Origin of the sequence: Corallococcus sp. AS-1-12 (assembly GCF_020036995.1) — a bacterium.
Classification (GTDB): Bacteria; Myxococcota; Myxococcia; order Myxococcales; family Myxococcaceae; genus Corallococcus.
In genome coordinates this window covers 185,148-197,183 of the sequence record NZ_JAIQDD010000010.1, presented here as the reverse complement: position 1 = coordinate 197,183, position 12,036 = coordinate 185,148, and the positions used below count along the sequence as shown (strand labels likewise).

Sequence of the window (12,036 nt, the reverse complement as noted above, 5' to 3'; positions counted from 1 at the left end):
TGAGACGGGCGTGGAGGCTTCCTCCACGCCCGTTTCGCGTCAGGCCTCTTCGGGGTGCAGTTGCACCAGCGCGGGCAGCTCCGCCGCACGGTCGCGCAGCCGCGCCTTGGGCCGGATGGCCACCGGGACGCGGGAGGCCGCGAGCAACTCCAGGTCGAACACGTTGTCTCCGAACGCCGCGTAGAGCGGCCGGTCCGTCCGCAGCCTCAGGCTGTTCACCTTGCCGGGGCCGTAGGGCACGGGCTCAAGGACAGACGTGAGCAGCCGTCCGCCCTGCTCCTTCGGCGTGCACGCCACCACGAAGTCCGGCGGGATGCCCACCTCGCGCACGGCGGCCTCCACCACCGCGCGCGGCGACGCGCTGACCACGTAGCAGTCCACGCCCTGCCCCCGGGCCCACTCCACCACGCGGCGGGCCTCCGGGTGGACGCGGCCGGCCACGCCCCGCCGGGCCACCACGTCGTGGGCGAAGCCGCGCAGCTCCTCCGCGTGCCAGCCGGCGAAGATCCACGCCATCATCTCGTAGGTGTCCTTCTCCGGCAGCCGCCCGGCCTCGAACGCCTTGAACAGCGCGTGCGCCAGCGTCACCGCGTCCGGATGCCCCTCCACGCCATGGCGGGCCCCCAGCGACTCCAGGGCCTCGCGCGCCTCGGGACGCACGCCGCCGTGCTCCAGCAGGGCCATGAACAGGTCGTCCCCCACGTCCCCGCTCCACAGCGTGCCGTCGCCATCGAAGGCCAGCACGCCGTCCGGCGTCCGCTCCACCTCGCGATGGATGCGCTCCAGCGTCTCCTCGACCCGCTCAGTCCTCATGGCCGGCATCCTCGCTGGCCGCGCCGTCCGGTGTCACCCGTGTCCGCGCAGCCGGGAGGCGGGCTGTTCACCATCCAGGAGAACGGATGACTAACCTTCAGGGCATGGCACGAACCGAGAAAGAGAAGATGCTCGCGGGCGAGCTGTACAGCGCCACCGACCCGCAACTGGTGGCCGAGCGGATCCGCGCCCGGAAGCTCCTGCGCGCCTACAACCAGTCCACCGAGGACGCGCTGCCGCTGCGTGAGAGCCTGCTCGCCGAGCTTCTGGGCAAGGTGGGCGCCGGGACGTGGATCGAACCGCCGTTCCTCTGCGACTACGGCGAGCACATCCGGCTGGGCGAGCGCGTCTTCATGAACTTCAACTGCGTCATCCTGGACTGCAACACGGTGACGATTGGCGACGACGTGTCCTTCGGCCCGGGGGTGCAGGTGTACGCGGCCACGCATCCCCTGGACCCGGATGAGCGCATCAAGTGCCCGGAGCTGGGCCGCGCCATCACCATCGGCGCCAAGGTGTGGATTGGCGGCGGGTCCATCATCTGCCCGGGCGTCACCATCGGCGAGGGGACCACCATCGGCGCGGGGAGCGTGGTGACGCGGGACATCCCCCCGTATGTCTTCGCCGCCGGCAATCCCTGTCGCGTCATCCGGAACCTCAGCCCACGGCCTGGTGGGTCTCCGTGACGCCCTGGTACTTGTAGGCGCCGCCGTCATACGGGGTGATGGCGTCGTCGGCCTTCTTGGTGCAGGCCGCGGCGGTGGGGTCGAAGGCCTGGAACTGGCCCTTGTCGTCCTTGAACTCCACCCACGCATGAAGGCCCTGGTCCGTATTGCCGAAGACGACCTGCGCGTCCACGCCGGCCTGCTCGAAGCGCTGCTCGGCCTCGATGGCCATGTCCACGCAGACGCCGGACTTGGACGCGTCGAAGTTGCCGGCGTTCTTCATGGCGGCATCCCACGACTTGCCGCCCGAATAGTCATACTTCCAGGACGTGGCCTCCTTCGCGATGTCCTGGGCCACCGCATCCGCGCTCTTGCCGGAGGACGGGCCCTTCGCGCCCTGCGCCTTGGCCGGCTCGAAGCTGTCGCGGTTCCAGTTGTTCTGGAAGCTCTGCGAGCCGGTGGGCTTCGGACAGTGGCTCTTCACGCCCTCGCCCTTCAGCAGGGCCTCCTTCGTCAGGCCCATGTCCTTCAGCAGCTTCGCGAACTCCTGGGGCTGCTTCGCGGAGTCCACCGTCTTCACGTGCGAGCCATCCGGGTTGACGACCTTCACCACGACATTCCGCGGGGCCTGCGCGGCTTCGGGAGAGGGCTTCGCGCACGGGCTGGAGGACGGACGCAGGGAGGAGATCGCCATGGGACAGGGCCTCGAAGGAACAGCGGGGATGCCTGTCCCTTGAGCACGGCGCGTGCCAGCGCCCGGGGCGCCCAGGGCGAACGCCAAACCCCTGTCTTTCCAGCCTGACCTCCGCAGCGAAGGCCCGCACCCCTGATGACAGCCGTGCGCCGGGTGGTGTCCGGCGTCATCACCCCGCCGGCTCAGCGGCGCCCTCGGGCTCTGGTTCCTCCGGCCCCTCCACGGTGCGCTCCAACGTGCGAGCGAGCGCGGCCCGCGCCTCCGCAGCCTCTTCGAAGGGCTCATCGCTCCCGGCCCGCGCCGGAGGAGGCACCGTTGCATCCAGCTCCTCCGGATGCAGGCGGAACCACTTCGCGACGAGCATCACCTCCTGGGCCTCCTGCGCGCGGAGGCCAATCGCCTCCGGCTCCGGCACGTCGAAGATGGCCCGCACGCGCGCATCCAGCGCCGCCTGCTCCTCCAGCGTCCGGGGCGTGGGGACCTCCGCGCGGATCCGCCCCCGCCTGAGGACATACGTGCGGTCCTCACCGTCATATCCGCGCGCCGTGTAGATCAGCGACAGCCGCCGCAGCGTGCGCCCCAGCTCGACGATCCACGCCTGCACGTTCTCCAGCCGCTCCGCGCGATCCCTCAGCTCCGCCGCGTATTCGAACTGGAGCCGCCGCGCCGCCATCGCCATGCGCTCGCGCAGGATGACGAGCGGCCGGTCCGACTCGCCGTTGAGGAACGCCCGAGCCAGCGCGACCTGCGCCAGATACTCCGCCGTCGTGCACCCGCCCGCGCACGGAGAGAGGCACCGCGCCGTCTGTCCGCGCATGCACCGCGGATCATCCTTCAGCGGGAAGAGCTGGATCTGATCCGCCAGCCGCATGGGCGTCTCCGACGGACAGTCGCGCAGCTCCAGCAGGTCGTTCACCGCGCGCACCACGTCCGCCATGGTGTGCCGGCCGTGGAAGGGCCCGAAGTACTCCGCGCTCCCGCCGCCGCCGGGCTGGCCCACCACGCGCAGCCGGGGCACGGCCTCGCGCGTGAGCTGGAGGAAGCAGTGCGCGCGGTCGCGCTTGTGCTCCACGTTGTAGAGGGGCCGGTGGCTCTTGATGAGGCGGAACTCATGCAGGAGCGCCGCGAACTCGCTGGCCGTGTACTCCCACTCCACCTGGTGCGCCTGGGCGACGATCTCCCAGGCCTTCTCGCCCTCGTCCGCGCGGAAGTACGACAACAGCCGCGTGCGCACCCGCACGGACTTGCCCACGTAGAGCAGCTCCCCTGCGGGACCGAAGAACCGGTACACGCCGGGCCGGTTCTCCGCGTTCGCGCGGACGTGACTCAGGAGGGTGGCGACGCGCGGGTCCATGCGGCGGTAAGGGCGCCGGGCAACAGGGCCCGGGCACCGCAGGCTAACCCGCCACGTCCCCGCGCACCGCCGTTCGCGTGGCGCCCGTCACAACCCGGCCGGAGGGCGGCCAGCGGGCCACGCGCCCGGACTTCAGCCCACGTCCTTCAGCGTCGCGGCGCTGGCCGCGGCCTCGTCCTTCAGGTCCTTGGGCGTGGCGATGGCGGCCTTCAACTCGCGGTACGTCTGCGCATAGCCGTTGCGCAGGATGCCCTCGCGCACGCGCTCCATGAGCCGCTGGTAGTGCCGCACGTTGTGCACGGACAGGAAGCGCGAGCCCAGGTGGTGCTTGCCGCGCATCAGGTGCTGCAGGTAGCCGCGCGTGTACTTCTTGCACACGTAGCAGTCGCACTCGGGGTCGAGCGGCCCGTCCTCCAGGCGGTACGCGGTGCGGGTGATGCGCACCAGGCCCTGGAACGTGTACGCGTACCCCTGCTGCGCCATCTTGGTGGGGATGATGCAGTCGAACATGTCCACGCCGCGCAGCACCGCCTCCAGCAGGTCCGTGGGGGTGCCCACGCCCATCAGGTAGCGCGGCTTGTCCTGCGGCAGGGACGCGGTGGCGCGCTCGGTCATCGTGTCGCGCTCCACCTTCGTCTCGCCCACGGCCAGCCCGCCGATGGCGAACCCGTCGAAGGGCAGCTTCGTGAGGAACGCGGCGCTCTCGTCGCGCAAGGCCGGGTGGACGCCGCCCTGGACGATGCCGAACAGCGCCTGGCCCGTGGGCTTCGCCTCCTTCGCGGCGAGGCTGCGCACGGCCCAGCGGTGGGTGCGCTCCATGGCCTCGCGGGTGCCGGCCTCGTCCGTGCGCGAGTCGATGCACACGTCCAGCACCATCATGATCTCCGAGTTGATCGCCTGCTGCATGGCGATGCTGGACTCGGGGCTGAGGAGCCGGCGGCTGTTGTCGTAGAAGCTGCGGAAGTGCGCGCCCTTCTCCGTGATGAGCCGGTCCTCCGGCAGGGAGAAGATTTGAAAGCCGCCCGAGTCCGTGAGCACGGCGCCGTCCCAGCCCATGAAGGGGTGGATGCCGCCGAAGCGCTCGAACACCTCCGGGCCGGGCCGGAGCATGAGGTGGTAGGTGTTGGCGAGGAGGACCTTGGCCCCCGTCTCCTTCACCTCCTCCATGGCGAGGTGGCGGAAGCCGGCGTGGGTGGCCACCGGCATGAACATCGGCGTGGGGAAGGACCCCTTGCGGGTGTGGAGGATGCCCGTGCGGGCGCCGGTGGGGTCGGTGTTCAGGAGTTCGAAGCGGACGGCCATTGGACGGGCCTTATACCCAGCCCGCCCGTCCGGGGGCACCCGCTTCCTGGGGACGCCCGCTCGGTCACCTGGGGACCGCACCTCCCTCGGGAACGCCGGTTTCCCTACCTGCACCCGGGGGCGGGGGGTGGGAAGGCGGCATTTCCGGGGCGGGCGGGCGGTTACATTGGGTCCTTCCGTTACCGATTCACCGCGCGTCTTGGGTCGCCGCGCCATTTCCGTTACAAGCCGCCGCCATGTTCAACGTCATCAACGTCTCCAAGGCCTATGGGCCCAAGAAGCTTTTCGAGGAGGTCAACGTCGCCTTCTCGCCGGGCCGCCGCTACGGCCTGACCGGTCCGAACGGGGCCGGCAAGTCCACGTTCATGAAGATCCTCGCGGGAGACGAGGAGCAGGACACGGGCGAGATCATCCGCCCGCGCAAGCTGGGCATCCTGCGCCAGGACCACTTCCGCTACGAGAATGACCGCGTCATCGACGTGGTGTTGATGGGCAACCGCCACCTGTGGGCGGCGATGGACGAGAAGAACAAGCTGCTCGCCAAGTCGGACATCACCGAAGAGGACGGCAACCGGCTGGGTGAGCTGGAAGGCGTCATCGCGGAAGAGGACGGCTATTCGGCGGAGAGCGACGCGGCCACGCTGCTGGCCGGCCTGGGCATCGAGGAGTCCTTCCACGAAGAGCCCATGCGCCAGTTGACGGGCGGCCTGAAGCTGCGCGTGCTGCTCGCGCAGGCGCTGTTCGGCAAGCCGGACGGGCTGCTGCTCGACGAGCCCACGAACAACCTGGATATCGACTCCATCCGCTGGCTGGAGAACTTCCTCCATGTGTACGAGGGCGTGCTGATCACCATCAGCCACGACCGGCACTTCCTGAACAGCATCTGCACGCACATCGCGGACATCGATTACGAGACCATCATCCAGTACACGGGTGGTTACGACGACATGGTCCGGCAGAAGTCGCAGTTGCGCACCCGGGTCGAGTCCGAGACGGCGGAGAAGAAGAAGAAGATCGCCCAGTTGCAGGATTTCGTGGCGCGCTTCCACGCCGGTACGCGCGCGTCGCAGGTGCAGAGCCGCATCAAGCAGATCGACAAGCTGAAGACGGAGGACCTGAAGCGCTCGAACATCGCGCGGCCGTTCATCCGGTTCGACCAGAAGGTGGTGAGCGGGCGGCAGACGCTGATGTTCGAGGGGCTGAAGAAGTCCTTCGACGGGCAGCAGGTCATCAAGCCGTTCACGGGCCTGGTCTGCAAGGGCGAGCGCATCTGCGTGATTGGCCGCAACGCCGTGGGCAAGTCCACGCTGGTGAAGATGCTGGCCAACCAGTTGGAGCCGGACGCGGGGACCATCACCTGGGGCCACCAGGCGACGGTGGGCTACCTGCCGCAGGACCACCACGGCGTCATCCACAAGGGCACGACGTGCTTCGGCTACCTCCGGGAGATCAGCGAGAAGCTGACGAACGAGGAGATCTCCGGCGTGTTGGGCAGGATGCTCTTCTCGGGTGAAGAGCGGATGAAGGCGACGGACACGCTCTCCGGTGGTGAGACGGTGCGCGTGCTGTTGTCCAAGCTGATGATCATGCAGGACAACGTGTTGATCCTGGACGAGCCGACGAACCACCTGGACCTGGAGTCCATCGCGGCGCTGGCGGAAGGCCTGGCCAAGTTCGAAGGCACGGTCATCTGCGTGACCCACGACCAGGAGCTCATCTCCGAGGTCGCGACCCGCATCTGGAGCCTGGAGGCGGGCAAGGAAGTCCTCGACTTCAACGGCCCCTACTCCGAGTTCATGGAGAAGCACGCGGACGCGGCGCTCAAGCGCCGGTAGTCGGCACAGCAAGACGAGGCAGTGCGAACGCCGCCCGTTTCCGGTCCTCCGGAAGCGAGGCGGCGTTTTCGTGCGGGTGTCAATCACCCGCACGGGGGATGCAACCGCGGCGAAGAGTGCGCCAGAACCTGGGTGCCAGGTCGTCCCACCCATGACGACCCGGGGGGCACCTCCATGAATCCGCACGACTCGGTCCTGCTGAAAGAGCTTCAGCGGCAACGCACCCGGTTGCTGGATTTGAGCGCAACCAACCGACTCCTCAACTTCAAGCACACGGCCCGGACGTCGCTGCGCATTGTGGATGAACTGCCAGGTGTCGTCTTCGAGCGCCTGAGCAACCACCGCGCGCTCACGTTCCTTCCAGTGATGCCACCGGAGCAAGCCTCCGAGGAAGAGGAGGACTTCGATCCCGCCGCCGCGACGGTGGTGTTTTCGATGACGACGGAGGAGGCCCCAAGCAAGGACGCCCGGCAGAAGTTGCTGCTTCAACAGGCGAAGAAGCTCGGCATCGATACCCGGTATGAGCTGCCCAAGGCGGTCCCGGCAGAGAGCGGCAGCAATCCTCGCAAGCACCAGGACCGCCACCTCCAGACGTTGTACTTCCCGGAAGATCTGGAGAGCCACCTGCACCGACTCCAGGGCCTCGCGCAAACGGCCATCCAGGAGACCGGGGCCAATCTGCTCCACTTCGTCTTCGGGTTCCTGCGCTGGTACGAGTCCGGCGACACGCGGCAGGAGAAGCCTCGCAGCGCTCCACTCGTGCTCATGCCGGTGAGTCTCAAACGCGGCCAGGCCCACCCGGAGACGCAGGTCCACTCCTACGAGGTGGACTACAATGAAGGCGAGTCCATCGACTCGAACCTCACGCTCCAGGAGAAGCTGCGGCAGGAGTTCGGCATCACGCTGCCGGCCTTCTCCGCGGAGGAGGGCCTGGAGGCGTACTTCGACAAGGTGACGGCGCTGCTCAAAGGCCTGCGCCCTGGCTGGAGCCTGGAGCGGCAGGTGACCCTGACGCTCCTGTCCTTCGGGCGGCTCCTGATGTGGCGGGACCTGGAGCCCAGCCGCTGGCCTCAGAACAGTCCCATGCTGGCGAACCCGCTCGTCCGGACGCTGATGGGAGGACAGGCGGAGGCGAACGAACCTGGCGGAGGTGGCGGGGGCAGCCGGGAGCGCCGGAGCGAGGTCTACGATTTGGACTCGCAAGAGGTCAATCCGCCGCCACTCATCACGGACGCGGACAGCAGCCAGCACAGCGTGTTGGTGGACGTGCTCCGGGGCGAGAATCTGGTGGTGCAAGGGCCGCCCGGCACCGGGAAATCACAGACCATCACCAACCTCATTGGCGCGGCGTTGGCGGCGGGCAAGACCGTGCTGTTCGTCACGCAGAAGTTGGCGGCGTTGGAGGTCGTCTCACGCCGCCTCCAGCATGCGGGGCTCGGCGAGTTCTGCCTGGAGTTGCACAGCCACAAGACCCAGAAACAGCAGTTCATGGAGGACCTGCGTCGCCGACTCAACCTGGATGCGAGCGCGACCGCTCCCCGCCCGCTCACCGAACAGGTCTCGAACGCGGCGGGCATCCTGCGCGCGCATACCGAGCGAATGCACAAGCCGTTCGGGACACTCGGCATGTCACCGCATGACGTGTTCTGGAAGGTCAGTCGCGCGGAATCGGAACTGGGAGACGCGGTCGTGGAGCTGGAAGGCCTCCGCTTCGAGGGCGCCGAAGGCATGTCTACCCATGCGCTATCGGAGGTTCGCGACGCGGTTCGGAGTCTCGCGGCGCAGCTTGGGGATGTTCGCCGCGTCGCGCCCATCCTCAGTGCCCACCCCTGGGCGGGTGTGACGAACGATGCGCTGACCGACAAGGACCGTCAGACACTCGTTCAGCGTATCGCCACCTGGGAGGAGTCCGCGCTGCTCCTGGAGAAGGCGCTGGCGGCCTTCACCGTCCGCACGGGCGTCACGCCCAGCTCGAGCGCACTCGCGGTGGATGCGCTGATCTCCAACGTCCGAGTCCTGCCACGGCTTCCAGAAGGGACTCCCGCGACGCTGGTCCCTGCCCTGCTCGATTCCACGCAGAGAGAGGGATTACGAGCCCTGCTTGATGCCATTGAAGCGGTCCAGGCCCGGTGGGCGGGGTTGGAGGCAGGCTGGCGTGCCCAGGAAGACCTGACCGCGTCCGCGCTGCGCGGCGCGGAAGCCGTCCTCGACATGGCCCTGCGTCTGCTCTCGCCTGACACCACGCTCGTGACACTGACGCGCGCGCATGAAGCGGTGGAGGCCGCTGCTCGAATCCTGGCGCAGGCTCGCCGGTTCGCGGCCGACGTGGCCTCCCGCCTGGAAGTCGACGTCACGCGCTGGACGCCCCAGCAGCTCCAGTCTTTCGCCCGCGTCGTCGAGGCGATGGCCGCCCTGGACGACACCACTTTGGAGTGGCGGGACCCGTGCTGGATCGAACGCGAAGCCGAGGAGACACTTCGGAAGGCTGACAGCACCTGTACGGAATTGAAAGATCAGGCACGGGCGCTCGCGGTGCGCTTCATGCCCGAACTCGTTCCTCCCCTCGCGACGCTCAAGTCCCATGCGGTTGCGGTTTCAACCGCGCAATTCATCCCCTGGCTCTCGAGCGCTTGGCGCGCCGCGCGGCGGGACTTCCAGGCCATGGCACATGGCGTACGTCCAACAAGGCCCGTACTGGTTCAGGGCTACAACGACCTGCTGGCTCATTACGCGGCACGGGAGCGGTTCCAGGAGGACGCGACCTTGAAAGCGACCCTTGGCGCCCGCTTCCAGGGGGTCGAGACACGCTTCGACCGAATCCTTTCGTGGTTGGACGCATACCGGAACATCGACGCATTGATCCTCCCCATGGGTGAGCGAGGTTTGGAGCTACGCCGAGCAGTGTTGGAGCGTTCCCCGAGCCATTGGCGCGAGATCCTGGCGATGGTCCGCGCGAAGAGCGAAGAACTGTCCCAAGTCCGAGACGTAAGCACTTTCGTGCAAGAAGCCTCGACGCGCATGGGGCTGCCGAGCGCCCCCTGGAACACCGAGTCCTGCGGAAAGGCCCAGGACAGCCTCGACGCCCTGCTGAAGCACCTGAGCCAGGTCCTGAACTGGGCACGGAAGGGAGATGCCCCGCCGTCCCTGACCCTCTCCCAACTCCAGGGACAACTGCGCCGGGTGCGTGAAGCGTGCGAAGCCGCAGACCGGCTGGAAGCGCACGCTTCCGCGGCGACCCTGCCAGGGGTGGCCTACCAGGGGCGGAAAACCTCCCTAGCGGGTCCCCGAAGCATCCTCCGACATGTTGATGACCTCCTCGCGGCGCCGCTCCCTGAAGGGCTGGCGGAGTGGCTGCTACGAGAGGACACGCCACGAAGGCACGCGGACCTGCTCGCCATCACGAACGAATTGGAGACAGCCCTCAGTGCCTACAGACAGTCCGCAACCCAAGCCCGGGAGCTGGGAAGGATGGCCCAGGGCACCTGGGAGGATCTCGCCGCCGAGAAGCCGCTCCAATCGACGGTCTTGCGACTGCGCCAGGCCCGAAGCCAGTCCGCGACGCTTCCAGCCTGGTGCGCGTATCAACGGCAGCGGCGTGCCGTCGCGCGAGCGCGGAGCACCGCTGGGTTCCTGGAGCGCGTCGACACACGTCCGGGCCTGGAGCCGGAACGGCTGGTCGCGGCCTTCGACGCTGTCTTCTTCCGCTCCCTGGCGGAAGCCATCCTGCGAGACCAACCCGAGCTCGACCAGTTCACGGGCGCCGTTCATGCCTCCCAGAGAGAGGAGTTCGCACGCCTGGACACGCATTGCATCGAAAGGCAGGGCCGATACCTGGCACGTCAACTCAGCCAGCGTCCGGTTCCTCCGGGTGTGTCCTCGGCGAAAGTGGCGGGTATGACGGAGACCCATCTTCTGCGGCACGAGTTGGGAAAGAAGCAGCGGCACCTCCCCATTCGTGAACTGGTCGCCCGTGCCGGCAGTGCGCTCCAGACGCTGATGCCGTGTTTCATGATGGGTCCGCAGTCGGTCGCCCAGTACCTGCCCGCCGGCCAGTTGACCTTCGACCTGGTCGTGATGGACGAGGCCAGCCAGATGCGTCCCGAAGATGCGCTGGGCGCCATCGCGCGAGGGAGACAGTTGGTGGTAGTGGGCGACCCGGAGCAACTCCCTCCCACCAGCTTCTTCGCCCAGATGGAACAGGAGGACACAGAGTCCAACGACGAGGCGGGAGACGAGGCTCAGGGCCCGTCCTTCCTGGAGGATTCAGAGAGCATCCTCACGGCGGCGGCGGAGCGGTTCCCCATGCGCATGCTGCGCTGGCATTACCGTTCACGTCACCCCTCGCTCATCGCCTTCAGCAATCGTGAGTTCTACAACGGCGACCTCATCACCTTCCCTGCACCGGGTGAGCAACTGGAAGGTTTGGGGCTGCGCTTCCACAAAGTGGACGGAGGACTGTACGAGTCCAACCGAAACGTCCCCGAAGCCCGCGAAGTGCTGGCGAAGGTGAAGGAGCACGCGCGGACACGTCCTGAGCAGAGCCTGCTGGTCGTCACGCTGAATTCGAAGCAGCGGGATCTCATCGACGACCTGGTGACTGCCGAGGAGAAGAACGACGCGACCCTCCGAGCCTTCCTGGCGAAGTGGGAGAAGTCACCCATGCCCTTCGACGTGAAGAACCTGGAGAACGTGCAAGGCGACGAGCGCGACGCCATCTTCGTGTCGGTCACGTTCGGTCCCGACAAGAACGAGCGCTTCCGGATGAACTTCGGGCCCATCAACCAGGCGGACGGATACCGCCGGTTGAACGTCCTCTTCACGAGGGCGCGGTGTGCACTGACGGTGTTCGCGTCCTTCGACCCGTCACAGCTCAAGGTCCAGGAGAGCAGTCCCCGTGGGATGCGCGTCCTGCAACGGTACCTGTCCGAAGCCAAGGGAGAGAAGGTGGCGCACGGCGTGGGGAGCGGCCGTCCACCGGATTCCGACTTCGAAATCGCCGTCGCGAAGGCGCTCGCGGCGCGGGGCTTCGAGGTGGTTCCGCAGGTAGGCGTTGCGGGCTACTTCATCGACATGGCCCTCCGGCATCCCCAGCAACCAGGCCGGTACATCCTCGGTGTCGAGTGTGACGGCGAGCGGTACCACTCGTCGCGTTCCGCGCGGGACCGGGACCGGCTCCGGGACCAGGTGTTGAAGGGCCTGGGGTGGAAGCTTCACCGCATCTGGTCCACGGACTGGTTCCGCTCGCCTTCAGAAGAGGTCGCCCGGATCGTCGCGCGCGTCGAGGAGCTCCTTCGGGAGGAGGCGGCTGAGCTGCCAGCCGTCGTGCGTGAAGAGTCCCCGGTGGAGCATCAGATGCGGGCCGTCAGCGCCTGA

General features: G+C 67.6%; 7 protein-coding genes. 3 read left to right on the top strand and 4 right to left on the bottom strand.

All coding sequences use genetic code 11. The annotated features are described in order from the left end of the window. Window positions 1-39 precede the first annotated feature (39 nt). Window positions 40-813 carry an HAD family phosphatase gene (locus tag K8556_RS18895; RefSeq protein ID WP_223741457.1) on the bottom strand — a complete coding sequence of 258 codons (774 nt, stop codon included), beginning with the start codon at window positions 811-813 and terminating at the stop codon, window positions 40-42. Window positions 814-917: 104 nt separating this feature from the next. Here K8556_RS18895 and K8556_RS18890 point away from each other — a divergent pair, with 104 nt between their 5' ends. After that, complete coding sequence (locus K8556_RS18890; protein WP_223741456.1) at window positions 918-1,499, top strand: sugar O-acetyltransferase; 582 nt, start codon at window positions 918-920, stop codon at window positions 1,497-1,499. Here the strand turns inward: K8556_RS18890 and K8556_RS18885 are convergent. The 3 genes from K8556_RS18885 to tgt form a co-directional block, all read right to left on the bottom strand. Continuing rightward, complete coding sequence (locus K8556_RS18885) at window positions 1,471-2,172, bottom strand: transglutaminase-like domain-containing protein (RefSeq protein WP_223741455.1); 702 nt, start codon at window positions 2,170-2,172, stop codon at window positions 1,471-1,473. The genes K8556_RS18890 and K8556_RS18885 overlap by 29 nt on opposite strands. 169 nt (window positions 2,173-2,341) lie before the next feature. Beyond that, entirely contained in the window at window positions 2,342-3,526 is a 1,185-nt protein-coding gene (locus K8556_RS18880; RefSeq protein ID WP_223741454.1) for a nuclease, read from the bottom strand. A gap of 132 nt (window positions 3,527-3,658) precedes the next feature. Then, a complete protein-coding gene (gene tgt / locus K8556_RS18875; RefSeq protein ID WP_223741453.1) occupies window positions 3,659-4,828 on the bottom strand; it encodes a tRNA guanosine(34) transglycosylase Tgt in 1,170 nt (389 codons plus the stop codon). Window positions 4,829-5,064: 236 nt separating this feature from the next. On the opposite strand from tgt, the gene K8556_RS18870 reads away from it, so the two are divergent. Together K8556_RS18870 and K8556_RS18865 are read left to right on the top strand one after the other, a co-directional pair. Continuing rightward, window positions 5,065-6,663: an ABC-F family ATP-binding cassette domain-containing protein gene (locus K8556_RS18870; RefSeq protein WP_223741452.1), complete on the top strand. Its 1,599-nt coding sequence runs from the start codon at window positions 5,065-5,067 to the stop codon at window positions 6,661-6,663. Between the two features lie 174 nt (window positions 6,664-6,837). After that, entirely contained in the window at window positions 6,838-12,036 is a 5,199-nt protein-coding gene (locus K8556_RS18865) for a DUF4011 domain-containing protein (RefSeq protein ID WP_223741451.1), read from the top strand.

Coding starts and splice junctions, on each gene's coding strand:
- K8556_RS18895 (WP_223741457.1), bottom strand. CDS start 813: ATGAGGACTGAGCGGGTCGAGGAGACGCTGGAGCGCATCCATCGCGAG.
- K8556_RS18890 (WP_223741456.1), top strand. CDS start 918: ATGGCACGAACCGAGAAAGAGAAGATGCTCGCGGGCGAGCTGTACAGC.
- K8556_RS18885 (WP_223741455.1), bottom strand. CDS start 2,172: ATGGCGATCTCCTCCCTGCGTCCGTCCTCCAGCCCGTGCGCGAAGCCC.
- K8556_RS18880 (WP_223741454.1), bottom strand. CDS start 3,526: ATGGACCCGCGCGTCGCCACCCTCCTGAGTCACGTCCGCGCGAACGCG.
- tgt (WP_223741453.1), bottom strand. CDS start 4,828: ATGGCCGTCCGCTTCGAACTCCTGAACACCGACCCCACCGGCGCCCGC.
- K8556_RS18870 (WP_223741452.1), top strand. CDS start 5,065: ATGTTCAACGTCATCAACGTCTCCAAGGCCTATGGGCCCAAGAAGCTT.
- K8556_RS18865 (WP_223741451.1), top strand. CDS start 6,838: ATGAATCCGCACGACTCGGTCCTGCTGAAAGAGCTTCAGCGGCAACGC.